This window comes from Ramlibacter algicola, from assembly GCF_016641735.1.
Lineage (GTDB): Bacteria > Pseudomonadota > Gammaproteobacteria > Burkholderiales > Burkholderiaceae_C > Ramlibacter > Ramlibacter algicola.
This window is the reverse complement of record NZ_JAEDAO010000001.1, coordinates 2,826,794-2,843,999: the sequence shown is the minus strand read 5'-3', so window position 1 is coordinate 2,843,999 and position 17,206 is coordinate 2,826,794. Positions and strand designations below refer to the sequence as shown.

Annotated in this window: 18 protein-coding genes; 11 read left to right on the top strand and 7 right to left on the bottom strand. The window is 71.8% G+C overall.

All coding sequences use genetic code 11. The annotated features are described in order from the left end of the window. Nucleotides 1-26 precede the first annotated feature (26 nt). The 8 genes from I8E28_RS13770 to I8E28_RS13735 all read left to right on the top strand — a co-directional run bounded on the left by I8E28_RS13770 (nt 27) and on the right by I8E28_RS13735 (nt 4,926). On the top strand, nt 27-806 hold the full coding sequence (locus tag I8E28_RS13770; RefSeq protein WP_200788618.1) for a lysozyme family protein: 780 nt from the start codon (nt 27-29) through the stop codon (nt 804-806). 31 nt (nt 807-837) lie between these two features. Continuing rightward, nucleotides 838-1,299, top strand: a complete 462-nt coding sequence (gene trxC / locus I8E28_RS13765; RefSeq protein ID WP_200788617.1) for a thioredoxin TrxC — start codon at nt 838-840, stop codon at nt 1,297-1,299. A gap of 90 nt (nt 1,300-1,389) precedes the next feature. Next, nucleotides 1,390-1,938, top strand: coding sequence for a YidB family protein (locus I8E28_RS13760; protein ID WP_200788616.1), 549 nt, complete (start codon nt 1,390-1,392; stop codon nt 1,936-1,938). A 34-nt stretch (nt 1,939-1,972) separates the two neighbouring features. Beyond that, the gene (locus I8E28_RS13755; protein WP_200788615.1) at nt 1,973-2,977 is read left to right on the top strand and encodes an aldo/keto reductase; all 1,005 of its coding nucleotides are present in this window, start codon (nt 1,973-1,975) and stop codon (nt 2,975-2,977) included. Between the two features lies 1 nt (nt 2,978). Continuing rightward, nucleotides 2,979-3,434: a DUF2721 domain-containing protein gene (locus I8E28_RS13750; RefSeq protein ID WP_200788614.1), complete on the top strand. Its 456-nt coding sequence runs from the start codon at nt 2,979-2,981 to the stop codon at nt 3,432-3,434. A 149-nt stretch (nt 3,435-3,583) separates the two neighbouring features. Further along, nucleotides 3,584-3,901: a PilZ domain-containing protein gene (locus I8E28_RS13745; protein WP_200788613.1), complete on the top strand. Its 318-nt coding sequence runs from the start codon at nt 3,584-3,586 to the stop codon at nt 3,899-3,901. Between the two features lie 16 nt (nt 3,902-3,917). After that, nucleotides 3,918-4,235 (top strand): PilZ domain-containing protein, encoded by a 318-nt coding sequence (locus I8E28_RS13740; RefSeq protein ID WP_200788612.1) that lies wholly within the window; start codon nt 3,918-3,920, stop codon nt 4,233-4,235. 40 nt (nt 4,236-4,275) lie between these two features. Next, nucleotides 4,276-4,926: a hypothetical protein gene (locus I8E28_RS13735; protein ID WP_200788611.1), complete on the top strand. Its 651-nt coding sequence runs from the start codon at nt 4,276-4,278 to the stop codon at nt 4,924-4,926. 1 nt (nt 4,927) lies between these two features. Here I8E28_RS13735 and I8E28_RS13730 read toward each other — a convergent pair whose 3' ends face one another. From I8E28_RS13730 to I8E28_RS13715, 4 genes are all read right to left on the bottom strand, one after another. Continuing rightward, nucleotides 4,928-6,202, bottom strand: a complete 1,275-nt coding sequence (locus I8E28_RS13730) for a DUF5666 domain-containing protein (RefSeq protein ID WP_200788610.1) — start codon at nt 6,200-6,202, stop codon at nt 4,928-4,930. Continuing rightward, nucleotides 6,202-7,005 carry a DUF6502 family protein gene (locus I8E28_RS13725; protein ID WP_200788609.1) on the bottom strand — a complete coding sequence of 268 codons (804 nt, stop codon included), beginning with the start codon at nt 7,003-7,005 and terminating at the stop codon, nt 6,202-6,204. Before I8E28_RS13725 ends, I8E28_RS13730 begins: the two co-directional genes overlap by 1 nt. 127 nt (nt 7,006-7,132) lie before the next feature. Then, complete coding sequence (thpR, locus tag I8E28_RS13720; protein ID WP_200788608.1) at nt 7,133-7,672, bottom strand: RNA 2',3'-cyclic phosphodiesterase; 540 nt, start codon at nt 7,670-7,672, stop codon at nt 7,133-7,135. Further along, nucleotides 7,669-8,316: a CDP-alcohol phosphatidyltransferase family protein gene (locus I8E28_RS13715; RefSeq protein ID WP_239027235.1), complete on the bottom strand. Its 648-nt coding sequence runs from the start codon at nt 8,314-8,316 to the stop codon at nt 7,669-7,671. The genes thpR and I8E28_RS13715 overlap by 4 nt, the downstream gene beginning before the upstream one ends. Nucleotides 8,317-8,417: 101 nt before the next feature. Between I8E28_RS13715 and I8E28_RS13710 the strand changes: the two genes are divergently transcribed. The 3 genes from I8E28_RS13710 to I8E28_RS13700 all read left to right on the top strand — a co-directional run bounded on the left by I8E28_RS13710 (nt 8,418) and on the right by I8E28_RS13700 (nt 14,170). Next, a complete protein-coding gene (locus I8E28_RS13710; RefSeq protein WP_200788607.1) occupies nt 8,418-9,692 on the top strand; it encodes an MFS transporter in 1,275 nt (424 codons plus the stop codon). A gap of 156 nt (nt 9,693-9,848) precedes the next feature. Continuing rightward, on the top strand, nt 9,849-11,444 hold the full coding sequence (locus I8E28_RS13705) for an alkaline phosphatase D family protein (RefSeq protein WP_200788606.1): 1,596 nt from the start codon (nt 9,849-9,851) through the stop codon (nt 11,442-11,444). Beyond that, entirely contained in the window at nt 11,441-14,170 is a 2,730-nt protein-coding gene (locus I8E28_RS13700) for a sensor histidine kinase (protein WP_200788605.1), read from the top strand. The genes I8E28_RS13705 and I8E28_RS13700 overlap by 4 nt, the downstream gene beginning before the upstream one ends. A gap of 1 nt (nt 14,171) precedes the next feature. Here I8E28_RS13700 and serB read toward each other — a convergent pair whose 3' ends face one another. From serB to I8E28_RS13685, 3 genes are read right to left on the bottom strand one after another with little or no spacing between them, the layout of a single operon-like run. After that, the gene (gene serB, locus I8E28_RS13695; protein ID WP_200788604.1) at nt 14,172-14,894 is read right to left on the bottom strand and encodes a phosphoserine phosphatase SerB; all 723 of its coding nucleotides are present in this window, start codon (nt 14,892-14,894) and stop codon (nt 14,172-14,174) included. 54 nt (nt 14,895-14,948) lie between these two features. Continuing rightward, nucleotides 14,949-15,719: a slipin family protein gene (locus I8E28_RS13690; RefSeq protein ID WP_200788603.1), complete on the bottom strand. Its 771-nt coding sequence runs from the start codon at nt 15,717-15,719 to the stop codon at nt 14,949-14,951. A 22-nt stretch (nt 15,720-15,741) separates the two neighbouring features. Then, the gene (locus tag I8E28_RS13685; RefSeq protein WP_200788602.1) at nt 15,742-17,094 is read right to left on the bottom strand and encodes an NfeD family protein; all 1,353 of its coding nucleotides are present in this window, start codon (nt 17,092-17,094) and stop codon (nt 15,742-15,744) included. Between the last annotated feature and the right edge of the window lie 112 nt (nt 17,095-17,206).

Here is a 17,206-nt window from a genome sequence, read left to right as displayed (position 1 = left end):
GAGGTGCTGGTGAACGAGGGCCTGTCTTGCTCTGGCGTGTGACCGTGGTGCTGGGCACCTCGGCCGTCGCGGCGTGCGAGTTGCTCGCGCTCGCGGGCTGGGCCGCGCGTCCGTCGTCGCCGCAGCCGGTCGCGACGACGCAGCGTGAATCCGTCGCACGGGCGGAGATTCCGGCACCACCGCCCCTGCCGGTCCAGGACTACTACGCCCAGCTGCGAAGCCGCGTGCGCTGGGAGCCGGTGCGCATGAACGGCGCCGTGCTGCTGACGCCCGACCACGCGTCGCGCCTGATGCTGGCCAAGGCGGCGGCCCGCGAAGCGCGGCTGGAGGACATGGGCCTGGGCTTCCAGGACGTGTACGGCCTCATCCGGGCCGAAACCGACTGGGTGCCACGCCTGGGTGCCAGCCGCGACGGCACGCCCAACCTCGGCATCGCGCAGTTCGAGCCCGCCACCGCCGCGGCGCTCGGCGTGCAGGACCCCGACGACGTCGTCGAAGCCGTGCACGCGGCCGCCCGCCACATGCGCGAAGCTGCCGAGTGGAGCCGCCAGCGCGTCGAGCGCCTGCGGGTGCCGAAGGCCCAGCGCCAGGCGATGCTGCGCGCGGGCGTCTCCGTCTACTACAACCTCTCGAGCCGCGCGCGCGAGGGCTGGAGCGGCCGCGATGCCGACGGCCTGCCGCGCGAGACCGCGCAGCACATCGCGCACGCGCGCGAAGGCGCCAAGGAGGCGCTGTGGCTCGCGCGCCAGCTCGGCCCCGTCGACATCCCGTCGGCCGATGCACCCCCCGTCGCCGGCGCCCAGTAGGGGGCCGCGGCCATTGCAATTCCATCACGCCATGACCGGCACCTTGCACGTCGTCTGCCCCACCTGCCAGGCCACCAACCGCGTGCGCGAGGACCAGCTGGGCAGCGCGCCGTCGTGCGGCCGCTGCAAGCTGGCGCTGTTCCTCGGCAAGCCGGTCGAGCTGGACGCTGCCGGCTTCGAGCGGCACCTCGCCCGCAGCGAGCTGCCGCTGCTGGTCGACTTCTGGGCGCCGTGGTGCGGGCCGTGCCGCACGATGGCGCCTGCGTACGAGCAGGCCGCGAAGCTGCTCGAGCCGAGCTTCCGCGTCGCGAAGGTCGACACCGAGCGCGCGCAGGACCTGGCCGGCCGGCTGAACATCCGCAGCATCCCCACGCTGGCGGTGTTCTTCCATGGCCGCGAAGTCGCGCGCCAGCCCGGGGCGCTCACGCGGCCCGAGCAGATCGCGCAGTGGGCGCGCATCCGCGTGCCGATGCGCCAGCCCTCGCACGGCTGACCCGGCGCCACCGTCCCGCGCTTGCGCGTTCCGCCGACGGGCGCGCCCCCGCGTCCACCCTATGGTTCGCCACTCGACAAGGAGCGAACGATGGGCAATCCAGTGATCGGACAGATTCTCGGCAGCGTGCTTCGCGGCGCCGCCGGTGGCGGCGGTGGCGGACTGGGCAGGGGACTTCCCGGCGGGCTCGACAGCGTGCTCGGCGGCATGCTGGGGGGTGGACTGCCCGGCATGGGGTCGACGGGAGTGCCCGGCGCGCGCCCCGGCAACCGCAACGCGATGCTCGCCCTGATGCTGCCGCTGGTGCTGGCCTGGATGCGGCGCAATGGGGGCGTGCGCAACGTCATGTCCCGGGTGAACGAGCACGGGTACGCGCCGCATGCCTCGTCGTGGCTCGGCACCGAACGCAACGACGCGCTGCCGGCCGACGCCGCCCACCAGCTGCTCGGCGACGACGAACTTTCCGCGTGGGCCAGCCAGCTGGGCATCGGGCGCGACGAGGCCGCGCAGGGCTTCGCCGACGTGCTGCCGGAAGTGGTCGACCAGCTCTCGCCGCAAGGGCACCTGCCCGACGACGCCGACGACCGGCTGGATGCGGGCCAGTCGGCCCTCGACGAGATGCTCCGGCAGCGGCACTGAGCGCAGCCCGACCGGCGCGGTAAGCTCTCGCGCCATGCACTACCGCCGCCTGGGCTCCAGCAACCTGCGTGTCTCGGTCCTCTGCCTGGGGACCATGATGTTCGGCGACCAGACCGACGCGAAGGAGGCGGCGGCGATCGTCGCCGACGCGCGCGACCACGGGGTCAACTTCATCGACACGGCCGACGTGTACACGAAGGGGGCCTCCGAGACCATGCTCGGCGACTTGCTCCAGGGGCAACGCGAGCACTGGGTGCTCGCCACCAAGCTCGGGAACGCGATGGGGAAGGGCCCCAACCAGGTGGGCTACTCGCGCAGCTGGATGCTGCGCGAGCTCGACGCCAGCCTGGCGCGCCTGCGCACCGACCATGTCGACGTGCTGTACCTGCACCGTGACTTCGAAGGCATGGACCTGGCGGAGCCGGTGCGCGCGCTGGGCGACCTGGTGCGCGCCGGGAAGATCCGCGCCTGGGCGCTGTCCAACTTCCGCGGCTGGCGCATCGCCGAGGCCGTGCGCCTGGCCGACGCGCTGGGCGTGCCGCGGCCGGTCGCCTGCCAGCCGTACTACAACCTCCTGAACCGGCAGCCCGAGGTCGAGATCCTGCCGGCCTGCGCGCACTACGGCATCGGGGTCGTGCCGTACAGCCCGATCGCGCGCGGCGTGCTCACCGGCAAGTACGCGCCGGGGCAGGCGCCCGCGCAGGGCACGCGCGCGGGGCGGGGCGACAAGCGCATCGCCGAGACCGAATTCCGCGACGAGTCGCTGCGCATCGCGCAGCAGTTGCTGCCGCACGCGCAGGCCAAGGGCCTGACGCTGGCGCAGTTCGCCACCGCGTGGGTGCTGCACCACCACGCGGTCAGTTCGGTGATCGCCGGGCCGCGCACGCTGGAGCAGTGGACGTCGTACGCGCCCGCGATCGACGCCGCGATCACGGCCGACGACGAGCGCCTGGTCGATTCGCTGGTGCCCGCCGGGCATCCCTCGACCCCCGGCTACAACGACCCGCAGTACCCGCTGCACCCGCGGCGCCCGGCCTGACATGGCGCTGCCGATCGATCCCGGCGCGATCACGCACGGCATCCAGCTCGCGATCGCGCCCGTGTTCCTGCTCACCGCGGTGTCCGGGATGATCGGCGCCGTCGCCGGCCGGCTGGCGCGCATCATCGACCGCGCACGGCTGGTCGAGGACCGCGCGCTCGTCAGCACGGACGAAGCGTTCCTCCGGCGCGCCGAGGACGAACTGGCCGAACTGCGCCAGCGCGGGCGGCTCGCCAACGCCTGCATCGCGCTGCTCACGCTGTGCGCGATCCTGATCGGCGTCACGATCCTCGTGCTGTTCGTCGGCGAGACCACCACCGTGCGCCTGGGGGCGACCGCCATCACCAGTTTCCTGGCCGGCGTGCTCTGCTTCCTGCTGGCGCTGCTGTGCTTCCTCACGGAAACGTTCATGGCCACGCGCCTGCTCAATTTCCGCGTGCGGCGCCCGCCGGGCTAGTTCGCCCGCGGCGGGCTAGTCCGTCCGCACCAGCGCCGCGAGCGGGTCCCCACAGTCTCAGGCGCTCGCCTCCTACAAGCTCAGGGGTGGTCCACGCCTACTCTGCCCCGGAGGTGCACGAGGCACCACGCCAAGGGAGACGAGACAGCATGCAGGAAGTGCAGCATTGCCAACGGTCGGCCGACAGGTTCGGCCTGGCGCTGCCGGTCACGATGGAGGGGCAGGCCTGCGCCTGCCACGACATCAGCGCCACGGGCGTCCTGCTCGAGGCGAGGCAGGCTCCCGACGTGGGCAGCATCGTGTCCCTCGAACTGCACTACGACCTGGAGGGCGAACCCCTCCACGTGCAGTCGCGCGGCCGTGTCGTGCGCGTGGAACGCCACGGCGACAGCTACAACGTCGCAGTGCGGCTGGACCAGCCGCTGTTCGAGGAGGAGTCGGTGCTGCACGAAGGCGGCACCGGCTGACCGCAGGGAGCCAGGGATGACGATGGTGGAACGCAGGGTGGTGGTGCCGCTGGGCCGGCTGCAGGAGCAGCGCGGCGCGGAGCGCTTCGAGATGGAGGTGCCGCTCACCGTGGACGGCGCCCAGGGCGGCGTGACGCGCGACGTGAGCGTCAGCGGGCTGGCCTTCACCTCGCGCGAGCCGTACACGCTGGGGCAGCGGGTGGAGATCACCGTCGACTACCTGTTGGACGGGCACAACTACCCGCTGCGCTGCGAAGCCATCGTCGTGCGCTGCGAGGCCGAGGGCGGCGGCTACACGATCGGCGTCCGGCTGGCGACCGCTTTCATCGACTGATCGCTTTCCCGCCGCCCGCCCCCGGCGTGATAATGCGCCGATGGGCTTGCTGCAGAAGATTCTCGGGGGACAGGACCGGTCCGGTCCCCAGGACCCGCCGCCGTCGGGCACGAGATTCGAGGAAAGCGACGACCGCGACGATGGCGTGGCCGAGCGCGAAGCCAGCCGCCGCGAGCTGGTCAAGCTGGTCCTGAGGGAGACGATGCGGCGCCATGCCGTCCCTTCCGACTGGATCGAATGCCGGCTGCTGCCGGTGGTCACCAGCAACCGCCGCACCGGCCTGCACGTGCAGCTGGTGGTCAAGCAGGGGCAGGGCAACCTCCTGCGCTACATCCCCGCGTTCCAGAGCAGCATGATGGCCGAGATCGAGAAGTTCGACGCCCGCGCCTGGGACTGGCTGCTGTCCATCTCCTGGCAGTTCGCCGGCATCACCGCCACCACCGGCGGCGACTTGCCGGGCGACGGCGAATGGCAGATGGGGCAATCGCGCTCCGGTGCCCTCGGCGCGGCGGGCGGTGCTCCGTCGGCGCCTGCGACGCCCGCGGTCGACGACGACGTCGCGGAAGACCTGAAGGCGCTGTTCGCCATCCGCGACGCGGCCTTGCAGCCCATGCCCGCGCCGGAAGAGCCCGATTTCGAGGCCACCCGGCCGTCGGGCTACTCGCAAAGCGGCGGCACGCCGCTGCGCTGACCTACTCCAGGAACTCGACCCGCTCGGCCAGCAGCACGTCGTCGACGACGCGCGTGCCGGTCACCCGCACCTTGCTGCGGCTGTCGAGGTCCTGCGCGGTGCCGCCGACGAACACGGCCTGGCTGGCATCGATGTCCTGTCCCTGCACCTTGAAACTCGCGGCCGAGCGGAACCCGCCCACGCTGCCTTGCGCGCTGTAGGTCACCGTGGCCTGCGACGGCGCCGTCTCGCGGATCTTCAGCTTGGTGACGACCAGCACGCCGCCGCGCACGGTGCCCGTCGCCTCCACGCGCACGCCGTTGGCCAGCTGCAGCAGCGATCCGCTGCCGCCTAGCTGGGCCTGCGACACGTCGGCCGGGACGCCTTCGATGCGCAGGGCGCGCAGCTCCATGAAATCGGAGACCTGGCCGGTCAGGCTCAGCTTCGTGCCCTCCGCCGGAATGACCGGCGCCCACGGCTCGATCGAAGTCGCGACCAGCACATTCCCGCTCAGCGAGCCGCGCACGCGCACCACCGGGTTGCCGGCGAGGCTGGTGACGGGCCAGTCGGCCGGGAAGGACGCGTTGCCGAAGCGCACGGTGAGGCCGCCGATGCGGAAGGTGGCCGCGCGGGCGTCGAGCCCGGTGGCGGTGCCCGCGACGACGAGGTCGCCCGGCGCGCCGAGGCGCTCGATTCGGGTGGCGTGCAGCGAGCCGTTGTCGCCCGGCAGGCCGTAGACCTGCACGGCGCTGCCGTTCGCGAGACCGGCGAGCGAGGCCAGGCCGCCGCCGTACACGGTGGACGCGTCGGTGCTCACGTGCAGCGACAGGACGTCGAAGGTGCCGCGGCCGGGGTCGAGGGCCGAGACGGTGCCGCGCAGGTCGGCCGCCGACACGACCAGCGTCGCGGTGCCCTGGGCCAGGCTGGGTTCGACGTTGCCGAACACGTTCACGGTCATGCCGAGCTTCAGTGCCGGCGCGTCCGACAGGAGCACGCGCGCCGTGGCGATGTCGTAGCGGATGCCGTTGACGACGATGCTGCCGAAGCCGTCGACCGTGCCGACGCTGGCCACGGGCGTGATGCCGGTACCGCCCGAGCCGACGCCTTCACCGCCGCCGCTAGCGACGCCGGTGCCGCCAGACCCGATCCCGCCGCCGCCGATGTCCGTGCCGCCGGCGGCGACGTCGCCCCCGCCGGCACCGCCGCCGTCGCCCACGCCACCGCCGCCGCACGACCCGAGCAGCAGCGCGGTCGCGACGAGCAGGCCGCGCAGGAACACCGTCCAGCCGGAGCGCATCAGCCCTGTGCCTCCCGATCCGCGACGTAGAAGTACACGCCGACGCGCAGCCGCTTGGGGCCGCGCGCGGCACTGCGCGTGATGCCTTCGGACAGCTGCCCGACCAGTTCGCGGTGCATCGCCGTCCAGCGCTGGCGCATCAGCTGGTGCACGGCGTCGACGTCGCTTTCATTGAGGCCTTCGGCATACACCGCGCGTTCGAGCATCAGGGGCGCCTCGCCGAGCGCGTTGGACACCGCGGCGCCGGCATGGTCGCGCAGGTTGTCGCCCAGGAACGCCAGCGTGCTCTGCAGGTCGGCCGTCGGCACGAACCCCTCGGACGTGAGCTCGACCTGCGTCGCGTCGACGCGGGCGCACATGCCCAGCCGCATCAGCTCGTCGAGCACCGCGCGGTGGTGCACGTCGCCGCGGCTGGCTTCGCGCGCCACGTCCTCGAACGACAGGCCTTGGCCCGTCGAGGCGACTGGCAGCTTGTACAGCGCCGGGTCCTGGCTCGCGAGCTGGTACCAGCGGGTGAAGGTCTTCGCGGCCGCCGACAGCTCGGTGTGCGGCAGCGGGTCGGCGGGGCGGCGCACTCGCGCCGTCACGTCCTTGCGGTTCAGGCCGGTGGTGACGGCGAGCTGGCTGATGTTGGGGGCCGCGACGCCCTGGCGTTGCCACACGCGCGTGGCTTCCTCCAGGAGCAGGTCGCGCAGCATGCCCTCGAGGTGGGGATGCTTCAGGCCCATGCCGAGGGCGAGCCGCACGAGGGGGCGCATCACACGCGCGCAGGCGGATTGGGCCCAGGACAGCCGGTCTTGCATGGGTGGTACTGCGTTGATCTGCAGCGATTGTTCCGGCGCAGCCTGTATCCGTGCGCGTTTTTCCCAGCCCGCTGGCCCCGTCGGGCCAACCGATGGCCCGAACGGGCCATGCACCAGCGGGAACGGCTCAGCCAACATGCGCGATGTCCTCCGGGCGGCGGCCGAAGCAGGCCAGCACCTCGTAGCCGCGGCCCGGCGTGCTGCGCACGAGCGCCACGTCGTCCACCGGCCACGGCGGCAACTCGCAGGCGGGTGCAGGACGCGCGTGCGATGCCTTCCGGGCGAACGTCACATGCGGCCGCCACGCCCTCGCCTCGACGTCGAAGCCTGCCGCACGCAGCGCCGTCGACACCCGTTCGTGCCATGCGCGCAGCGCGGAGGGCACTTCGAGTTCCAGCACCGCGATGCCACCCGGCCAGACGGCCTGGCGCGCCGCCTCGGGATGCAGCGTCACCGGCTCGAAGGGCACGTCCAGCACCGGTCGCAGCAGCGGCACGCAGTCCGGGTCCACCAGGCCGAGGAAATGCAGCGTCGCGTGCAGGCGCGCGGGGGCCACGGGCTTCGCACCCGCGGGCCACTGCCAGCGCGCCGCGAGCGCGACAAGCGCCTCGCGCACGGCGGCCGGCGGCCACAGCGCGGTGAACAGGCGAACGGCGGCGGCCTTCACGGCTTGGGAATGCGAAGTGTCTTGCTGATCATGCAGCTGCCCGACAGCACGAACAGCAGCACGAGCGGGTGCAACCGCCACGGCCCGACCTCGAGCACGCCGAACCAGAGGTCGTCGCCCAGGTGTCCGCTCCACGCGGCGACCGCGAGAAGCGCGGTGAGCAGCACGCTGGTGGGGATCGGCGTGCCTTCGAAGTACTTCACCTTGCCGTCGCTGCCCGCGAGGTCTTCGGCGGTGACGTTGTAGCGGGCCAGCCGGCTCACGCCGCAGCAGACGAAGTACACGAGCGCCGCAACGTCCCAGCCGCCCTGCAGGCCGGCCGCGAACCCGAGCGCGGCGGGGGCGACGCCGAAGGAGATCACGTCGGACAGCGAGTCCAGCTCGCGTCCCAGCGGCGAGTGCTGGTGGCGTGCGCGCGCGATGCGGCCGTCCAGCACGTCGAACGCGAATGCCGCGGGCGCGAGCGCCGCCGCCGTGAAGAAGTGCGCGGGCTCGCCGCTGGCCATGAACAGCATGGCCAGCAGGGTCGCGCCGACGCCGCAGGCCGCGTTGCCGAGGGTGAAGAAGTCGGCGAGGTGGAAGCCCCGCAGCATCGAGAAATGGCGCGGGGCAGGGCGCTGCAGGCCGGGGCTGGGCTGGTCCATGCCGCACGGTAGCGGCCGGTGCGCGCGCCTGCGGTCGTCCACCGGCATGGCGCGATGTCGGTGCGGTCCGACGCTGTCGCGCTCATGGTCCAATGCGGGCCATGACTCCCGGCCTGTTGCTGCGTGCCGGCCCCGCGCCGGCCTCCGCGGTCGAATCGCCGTACGCCTGGTTGCGCCTGGTGCTGTCGCTGCTGCTGATGACGATCGGCGGCGCGGGCATGTACTCGGTCACCGTCATGCTGCCGGCGATCCAGCGCGACTTCGGCGTGGCGCGTGGCGACGCCTCGCTGCCGTACACGCTCACCATGGTCGGCTTCGGCGTCGGCGGCGTGCTGATGGGGAAGCTGGCCGACCGCTTCGGCGTGATGCTGCCGGTGGCGATCGGCGGCGTCGGCCTGGGCATCGGGTTCATCGCGTCCGGCTTCGCGCCGGGGCTGGCGATGTTCTGCGTGGCGCAGGGCCTGTTCGTCGGGCTGCTGGGCACCTCGGCCACGTTCGCGCCGCTGGTGTCGGACACCTCGCAGTGGTTCGAGCGCCGGCGCGGCATCGCGCTGGCCGTGTGCATGAGCGGCAACTACGCGGCCGGCGCGATCTGGCCGCCCGTACTGCAGCACTTCATCGATGCGGCCGGCTGGCGCCAGACGTCGATCGGCCTGGGCGTGTTCTGCCTGCTGACGATGCTGCCGTTGTGCGTGCTGCTGCGCCCGCGCCCGCCGATCGCCGCCTTCACCGCGCCTGCCTCGTCCGCGGCGAAGGTGTCCGCTGCCTCGACCGCGCGGCCCTTTGGCTTGCCGCCTGCCGTTGCGCAAGGCCTGCTGTGCGTCGCGGGCGTGTCGTGCTGCGTGGCGATGTCGATGCCGCAGGTGCACATCGTCGCGTACTGCTCCGACCTGGGCTTCGGTGCCGCGCGCGGCGCGCAGATGCTGTCGCTGATGCTGGGCCTGGGCATCGTGAGCCGGCTGGCGTCGGGCTGGATCTCGGACCGCATCGGTGGCTTGCGCACGCTGCTGCTCGGCTCGGTGCTGCAGGGCATCGCGCTGCTGCTGTTCCTGCCCTTCGACGGCATGGTGTCGCTGTACGTCGTGTCGGGACTGTTCGGGCTGTTCCAGGGTGGCCTGGTGCCGTCGTACGCGCTCATCGTGCGGCAGCACTTCGACCCCAAGGAGGTCGGCGCGCGGGTCGGCACCGTGCTGATGGCGACGCTGTTTGGCATGGCGCTGGGCGGCTGGCTGTCGGGCGCCGTGTTCGACTGGACCGGCTCCTACCGCGCCGCGTTCCTCAACGGCATCGGCTGGAACGCGCTGAACCTGGCGATCGTGCTGTTCCTGCTGCACCGCCTGCGCGGCGTGCGCGTCGCTCAGCGCGCCGCTGCTTGAAGGCGGACTCCCGAACGCGGAGGACGCAGGGCAAGCGCAGGGGGCGCAGATAAGAATTTCCAGAAGAATTCTTCTGCGTTCCCTGCGCTTGCCCTGCGATCTCTGCGTCAGGGAGTTCGATGGCCCCAGCCCATCCGTTGCTATAGTGCCTCGGCCATGCGCGCACCCTTCGTGACGGACCGCCGTGACCTCCTGCGGCTCGCCACCGCGGCGGCGGCGCTGGCCTGGTTGCCGCGTGGCGCGTACGCGCAGGCGCGCTGGACCCACACCCCCTTCGCACTGGGCGTGGCGAGCGGCGCACCGGCGGCCGACTCGATCGTCCTGTGGACCCGCCTGGCCCCCGAACGCGGCGGCCTGCCCAACGGCGGCCGCGACCCGCTGCCCGTGCGCTGGGAACTCGCGGAGGACGAAGCCTTCACGCACATCGTGCGGGACGGCGAGACGCTCGCGCTGCCGGAGCTCGGCCACAGCGTGCACGTGGAAGCCGGCGGCCTTCAGCCGAACCGGTCTTGGTACTACCGCTTCCACAGTGGCGACGCGACCAGTCCCACCGGCCGCACGCGCACCTTGCCTGCCGCCGACGGCCGCGCCGACCGGCTGCGCGTGGCGTACGCGTCCTGCCAGCGCTGGGAGCACGGGCGCTACGCCGCCTGGCGCCACATGCGCGAGGACGCGCCGGACCTCGTGATGTTCCTCGGCGATTACATCTACGAGTACCCGAACATCGCCGCCGCGATCCGCAGCTTCCCCACCATCGGCTGGGTGCACACGCTGCAGGAGTACCGCGACCGCTACGCGCTGCACCGCAGCGACCCCGACCTGCAGGCCATGCACGCGGCCTGCCCGTGGCTCGTGACGTGGGATGACCACGAGGTGCAGAACGACTACGCCGGCGTGCACGCCGGCGACCCGCGCCCGGTGGGCATGAACGCGGTCGCCGATTTCCCGGCGCGCCGTGCGGCCGCGTACCAGGCCTTCTACGAACACATGCCGGTGCGCGCGAGCGAGTACGCCCGCGCCATCGCATCGGCGGCGTCCACGCCGGAGCTGCGCGTGTACACGCGCTACCGCTGGGGGCGCCTGGCCGACCTGCTGCTGCTGGACACGCGCCAGTACCGCGACGCGCAGGCCTGCCCGCCGAAGGACCGCCCCGGCGGCGCGATCGATCCCGCGACATGCGCAGCGCTCTCCGACCCGGCGCGCACGCTGCTGGGCAGCGCGCAGGAGCAATGGCTCGATGCGACGCTGGCCCACGCGGCCGGCACCTGGACCGTGCTGGGCCAGCAGAGCCTGTTCGGCCGGCGCGACTTCCTCGCCGGGCCGGGGCAGCTGGTTTCGTCCGATGGCTGGGACGGCTATCCCGCCGCGCGGCGCCGCCTCACCGCGACGCTGCAGCGGCGCCAGGTGGCCAATCCCGTCCTGCTTGGTGGCAACGAGCACGAGAACTGGGTCGGCCACGTGCTGGACGACTACGCGCGGCCGGACTCGGCGCGGGTCGGCGTCGAGTTCTGCGGCACCAGCATCACATCCCATCCGGGCAGCGCCGACCGGCTGCCGGCGCGGCTGGCCGAGAACCCGCACTTCGTCTTCGCCGATGCCGCGCACCGCGGCTACGGCCTGGTCGACTTCTCGCCGCGCCGCGTGGCCACCACGCTGCGCGGGCTGGACGACGCGCAGCGTCCGGACGCCGCCGTGTCCACGCTCGCGCGGTTCACCGTCGAGGCCGGCCGGCCCGTGCTGGAGCGCGCATGACACGCTGCATCGTCCTGCTCGCCTGGCTTTTCGCGATGCTGCCGGCGTGGGCCGGCGAGGTCGCGATCGGCAACGCCGACACGTACACGATCTCGCGCGCCTTCAGCTGGCTCGACGACCCCGGCGGCCAGCTGACGCTGGACCAGGTGCGGGCACCGGACGCCCGCGAGCGCTTCAAGCCCGTGCTGCCGACCGGCCCCGGTCCCAACTTCGGCCTCAGCACCTCGTCGTACTGGCTCGAGGTCACGCTCCGGCCGGCCCCCGACGCGCCGCGCGACTGGATGCTGGAGGTGGCCTATCCGCCACTGGACCGCATCGAGGTGTTCGCGCCCGACGGGCGTGGCGGCTACGTGAAGCAGACCGGTGGCGACAACGAACCGTTCTCGGCCCGCGAGGTCCCGCACCGCAACCACGTGTTCCCCGTGCACCTGCAGCCCGGGCAGACGACGGCGCTGTATCTGCGCGTCGCCTCGGGCGGCACGGTGTCGGTGCCCGCGCGCCTGTGGCGGCCGGCCGCGCTGTGGGCGCACGACCAGGCCTCCTACGCGGCGCTCGGCCTGTACTTCGGCCTGCTGCTCGGCCTGCTGTTCTACAACCTGCTGCTGTGCATCTCGACGCGCGATCGGGGCTACCTGTACTACGTGGCCTTCGCCGCCGCCATGGGCATCGGGCAGGCGGCGCTGAACGGCTTCGGCGGCCAGTTCCTGTGGCCGCAGCTGACGTGGTGGAACGAGGTCTCGGTCCCGACCGGCCTGACCGCGACGGCGATCTTCGGCGTGCTGTTCGCGCGCGAGTTCCTCTCCAGCGCGGCGCGCATGCCGCGCATCGACAAGGGGCTGCTGGCGCTGGTCGGCGGCTGGGTCATCGCGTTGCTGTGCGGCCTGGCGCTGCCGTACCACGTCTCCGCCGTCCTGGTGACCTCGCTCGCGCCGGTGTCGGTCGCCGCGCTCATCGCCACCGCGTGGGTCAGCGTGCGGCGCGGCTACGCGGGCGCGCGCTACTTCATGGCGGCGTGGGCGGCCCTGCTGCTCGGCGTGGTGGTGCTCACGCTGCACAACACCGGCGTGCTGCCGTCGAACGCATTCACCGCCAACGCGCTCCTGATCGGCTCGGCGACGGAGATGGTGCTGCTGTCGTTCGCCCTGGGCGACCGCATCAACGTCGCGCGCCGCTTCAAGGAGCAGGCGCAGGCCCGCATCGCGGCCGAGCGCGCGATGGTCGAGGCGCTGAGCCAGTCGCAGGAACGCCTGCAGCAGGTGCTGGACGAGCGCGAGGTCATCCTGGAGAACTCGCTGGTGGGCATCGCCTTCCTCACGCCGCAGGGCCGCTTCAAGTGGGCGAACCGCGCGATGTTCGAGATCTTCGGCACCGGCCACGAGAGCGTGACCTCGATGGAGCCGTTCTACGTCTCGCGGGACCAGTACCTGGAGGTGGGTGGCCACGTCGCCGAGGCGGTCACGCGCGGCAAGGTGTACCAGCGCGAGCTGCAGTTCCGGCGCCGTGATGGCGCGCTGATCTGGGCCCAGCTGACGGGCAAGGCGGTCAACCCGCAGGACCTGGGCCAGGGCACGGTGTGGGCGGTGATGGACATCACCGAACGCAAGCAGCTGGAACAGCGTCTCGAGGAGACGATGTCCGAGCGCGAGGCCATCCTCAACAACGCCGTGGTCGGCATCGTGCTGTCGGTGTACCGCCGCCACGAGTGGGTGAACGAGAAGTTCGCGCAGATGCTGGGCTACCCGCGCCAGGTGCTGATCGGCCAGACCTCGATCTACCTGCACGAGAGCGAGGAGGCCTGGCGCCGGTTCGGCGAGGAAGCGCGCGCGACGCTGATCGCCACCAACACCTACACCTGCGAGCAGCTGCTGCGACGCCGCACCGGCGAGCTGTTCTGGGTGGAGATGGGCGGCAGCTGCATCCGCGCCAACGACCCGGACTCGGGCGTGATCTGGACCTTCCTGGACATCACCGAGCGCAAGAAGTCGGAAGCGCAGATGCGCGAGGCGCTGGAGCAGCAGAAGGCGCTGAACGAGCTGCGCTCGCGATTCGTCGCCATGACCAGCCACGAGTTCCGCACGCCGCTGGCCGCCATCCTGTCGGCCGAGGAAGTGCTGCGCCACCACGGCGACCGGCTGTCGCCGAGCGAGCGCATGGAAACGCTGGACGACATCGCCGCCGGCGTGCAGCGCATGTCGCGCATGATGGATCGCGTGCTGCTGCTCGGACAGGCGGACGCGAAGATGCTCGACTTCCAGCCGCATGAGGTCGACCTGCCGCGGCTGTGCCGCGACCTGGTGGACGACGTGCGGACGCAGTTTCCCAAGTCGCCTTGCCGCGTGCGCGCGGAGTGGGGCCCCGGGGTCGGGCGCGGCCAGTGGGACGACAAGCTGCTGCGGCACGCGCTGTCCAACCTGCTCACCAACGCGGTGAAGTACTCGCCATCGGGCGGCGAGGTCCTGTTCGACGTGCGCCGCGACGGCGCCGACATGGTGTTCACCGTCAGCGACCAGGGCATCGGCATCCCGGCCGGCGAGGTGGGGCACCTGTTCGAGTCGTTCCACCGCGCGAGCAACGTCGGCGGCATCCAGGGCACGGGCCTGGGGCTGGCGATCGTGAAGAACGCGGTCGAGATGCACGGCGGTCGCATCGAGGTGCACTCGACGCTAGGCCGCGGTACCACCTTCACCGTGCGGCTGCCGGTGGCTTCGGCCACCGCGGCGGCCTGAGCTAGCGCAGGACTTCCAGCAGGCGGTCGAGCCCGCCCGACTCGATCGACACCATCGCCTGCTCGCGCACCTTCGGCTTGGCATGGAAGGCCACCGACAGGCCCGCTTCGCCGAGCATGGGCAGGTCGTTGGCCCCGTCGCCGACCGCGATCGCTTCCTTGGGCGAGATGCCCAGCGACGCGCACGTCTCCAGCAGCATCTTGCGTTTCTCGGCGCCGTCGCAGATGTCGCCCCAGGGCTGGTTCACCATGCGGCCGGTGAGCTGGCCGCAGTTCGGGCCCGACTCGATCTCCAGGATGTTGGAGCGCGTGAAGTCGATGCCCAGCTTGTCGCGGATCCGGTCGGTGAAGAAGGTGAAGCCGCCGGACACCAGCAGAGTCTTCATGCCGGCGGCCTTGCAGGCGGCGACCAACCGCGCGGCGCCCGGGTTGAAGCGCAGGCGGGTGGTGTAGACCAGTTCCAGGTCGGCGATGGTGACGCCGCGCAGCAGCGCCACTCGGCGCCGCAGGCTGTCCTTGTAGTCGGCGATCTCGCCGCGCATCGCCGCCTCGGTGATCGCCGCGACTTCCTCCTTCATGCCCGCCATGTCGGCGATCTCGTCGACGCATTCGATGTCGATCAGCGTCGAGTCCATGTCGAAGGCGGCGAGCTTGAAGCGCGACAGCGGCAGGGGCGGCTCGAAGCCCTGGATCACGAGGCCGGGGGCGAATTCATGGCGGGACATGCGCGCATTGTCCCATCCGCTCCGGGAGCGCCTTTCGCGGGAATGGCAGGGTCGTCACTCCGCCGGCGGCGCGGCAAACCGCCGCAGCAGCGGCCCCAGCACGTCGATGGGCAAGGGGAACACGATGGTCGAATTCTTGTCGGCGGCGATCACCGTCAACGTCTCCAGGTAGCGCAGCTGCAGCGCTTGCGGCTGCCGGCCCAGCACTTCCGCCGCCTCGGCCAGCATGTGCGACGCCTGGAGCTCGCCCTCGGCGTGGATCACCTTGGCGCGCCGCTCGCGTTCGGCCTCGGCCTGGCGCGCGATGGCGCGCACCATCGTCTCGTTCAGGTCCACGTGCTTGATCTCCACGTTGGTCACCTTGATGCCCCACATGTCGGTCTGCGTATCGAGGATCTTCTGCACGTCGAGGTTCAGGCGCTCGCGTTCGGCCAGCAGGCCATCGAGCTCGTGCTTGCCGAGCACGGCGCGCAGCGTGGTCTGCGCAAGCTGGCTGGTCGCCTCCAGGTAGCGCTCGACCTGGATGATGGCGCGTGCCGGATCGACCACGCGGAAGTACAGCACCGCGCTGACCTTGACCGACACGTTGTCGCGCGTGATCACGTCCTGGCTCGGGATGTCCATCACCACGACGCGCAGGTCCACGCGCACCATCTGCTGGATGCCGGGCACCAGGATCACGAGCCCGGGTCCCTTGACCTTCCAGAACCGGCCGAGCTGGAACACGACGCCGCGCTCGTACTCGCGCAGGACGCGGAACGCCGAGAAGGCCAGTAGCGCCAGCAGGACGATGAAGACGCTGAAGCCCACGCCGCCGAGGATCATGCATGCCTCCCGTGCCGGCCGGTCAGGCGGGCACCACCTCCAGCAGCCCGTCGCGCACGTGCGCGACACGGATGCGGTCGCCCACGTGCAACTGGTCGGGGCCGCGCACCTTCCAGTGCTCGCCCTGCACGAGCGCCCACCCCTCGCCGCCGGCGTATTCCTCCAGTTCGCCGTCGACGCCCACCAGTGCCGGCAGGCCGGTGACGACCGGCCGCCGGCGGGCCCGCGCCGCCATGCCGCCCACGGCGACGACGAACGCGGCGGACAGCAACGCCAACCCGGCGACCAGCGGCAGCGGCACGCCCCAGCCGGGCGAGTCGCTGTCGATCAGGATCACGCAGCCCACGGCGAACGCGATCAAGCCGCCGGCCCCCAGCACGCCGGAGGTGGGCACGAAGGCCTCGGCGCCGAGGAAGCACAGCCCCAGCAGCACCAGCGCGAGGCCGGCGTGGTTGACCGGCAGCATCTCCAGCGCGAACAGCGCCACGACCAGGCAGATCGCACCGATCACGCCGGGGGCGATCAGACCCGGGTTGCTGAACTCGAACACCAGCCCGTAGAGGCCGATCATCATCAGCATGAGTGCCAGGCTGGGATTGGTGAGGGTGGCGAGCAGGCGGTTGCGCCAGTCCTGCGCGAAGGCCTGGACCGGCGCATCGCGCGTGCGCAACTCCACCGTGCCGTCGGCAACGGGCACCTTGCGCCCGTCGAGCTGGCGCAGCAGGTCCGGCACGTCGCTGGCGACGACGTCCACCACCCTGGAGCGCAAGGCCTCCGGCGCCGACAGGCTCACCGCCTCGCGCACCGCACGCTCACCCCAGTCCGCATTTCGCCCGCGCAACTGGCCGAGGCTGCGCATGTACGCCGCCGCGTCGCCGATGCGCTTGGCCGCGAGGGCGTCTTCGGTGGCCACCGGTGCGCTCGCGCGCGATGCCGGCTGCGTTGCGGGCAGTGGATTGGACGGCTTTGCGCCGGGCATGCCGATGGCGACCGGGGTCGCCGCGCCCAGCGTGCTGGCAGGCGTCATCGCCGCGACGTGGCTCGCGTAGAGGATGTACGTGCCGGCGCTGGCGGCGCGCGCGCCACCGGGTGCGACGAAGGTGGCCACAGGCACCGGCGAGGCGAGGATGTCCTTGATCATCGCCCGCATCGCGGTGTCGAGGCCGCCGGGCGTGTCGAGTTGCAGCACCAGCAGTTGCGCTTGCTCGCGCGTGGCCATCGCCAGGCCGCGCCGCAGGTAGTCCTCGCTCGCGGGGCCGATCGCGCCGTCGAGGGCGAGCACCACCACCGGCTTGGGCACGGGCTGGGCCGGGGCCCAGGGCACGGCGAGCCACAGGGCCAGCAGGCAGAGCAGGCGACAAACGACGCGGCCCATGCGACCCAGTCTAGGCCGCGGCCTCCGGGCGTCAACGTCGAGATGTCACGTATCTGTCCTGTGCGGACGAGTTGAGGGGAGGGGACAGGAAGCGAGATGGAGCGATGGGTCC

Bases quoted from the DNA above. Each gene is read 5' to 3' on its own strand.
- I8E28_RS13750 (WP_200788614.1), top strand. From the start codon at position 2,979: ATGGCGCTGCCGATCGATCCCGGCGCGATCACGCACGGCATCCAGCTC.
- I8E28_RS13735 (WP_200788611.1), top strand. From the start codon at position 4,276: ATGGGCTTGCTGCAGAAGATTCTCGGGGGACAGGACCGGTCCGGTCCC.
- serB (WP_200788604.1), bottom strand. From the start codon at position 14,894: ATGTCCCGCCATGAATTCGCCCCCGGCCTCGTGATCCAGGGCTTCGAG.
- I8E28_RS13690 (WP_200788603.1), bottom strand. From the start codon at position 15,719: ATGATCCTCGGCGGCGTGGGCTTCAGCGTCTTCATCGTCCTGCTGGCG.
- I8E28_RS13745 (WP_200788613.1), top strand. From the start codon at position 3,584: ATGCAGGAAGTGCAGCATTGCCAACGGTCGGCCGACAGGTTCGGCCTG.
- I8E28_RS13710 (WP_200788607.1), top strand. From the start codon at position 8,418: ATGACTCCCGGCCTGTTGCTGCGTGCCGGCCCCGCGCCGGCCTCCGCG.
- I8E28_RS13725 (WP_200788609.1), bottom strand. From the start codon at position 7,005: ATGCAAGACCGGCTGTCCTGGGCCCAATCCGCCTGCGCGCGTGTGATG.
- I8E28_RS13685 (WP_200788602.1), bottom strand. From the start codon at position 17,094: ATGGGCCGCGTCGTTTGTCGCCTGCTCTGCCTGCTGGCCCTGTGGCTC.
- trxC (WP_200788617.1), top strand. From the start codon at position 838: ATGACCGGCACCTTGCACGTCGTCTGCCCCACCTGCCAGGCCACCAAC.
- I8E28_RS13740 (WP_200788612.1), top strand. From the start codon at position 3,918: ATGACGATGGTGGAACGCAGGGTGGTGGTGCCGCTGGGCCGGCTGCAG.
- I8E28_RS13705 (WP_200788606.1), top strand. From the start codon at position 9,849: ATGCGCGCACCCTTCGTGACGGACCGCCGTGACCTCCTGCGGCTCGCC.
- I8E28_RS13760 (WP_200788616.1), top strand. From the start codon at position 1,390: ATGGGCAATCCAGTGATCGGACAGATTCTCGGCAGCGTGCTTCGCGGC.
- I8E28_RS13700 (WP_200788605.1), top strand. From the start codon at position 11,441: ATGACACGCTGCATCGTCCTGCTCGCCTGGCTTTTCGCGATGCTGCCG.
- I8E28_RS13715 (WP_239027235.1), bottom strand. From the start codon at position 8,316: ATGGACCAGCCCAGCCCCGGCCTGCAGCGCCCTGCCCCGCGCCATTTC.
- I8E28_RS13755 (WP_200788615.1), top strand. From the start codon at position 1,973: ATGCACTACCGCCGCCTGGGCTCCAGCAACCTGCGTGTCTCGGTCCTC.
- I8E28_RS13730 (WP_200788610.1), bottom strand. From the start codon at position 6,202: ATGCGCTCCGGCTGGACGGTGTTCCTGCGCGGCCTGCTCGTCGCGACC.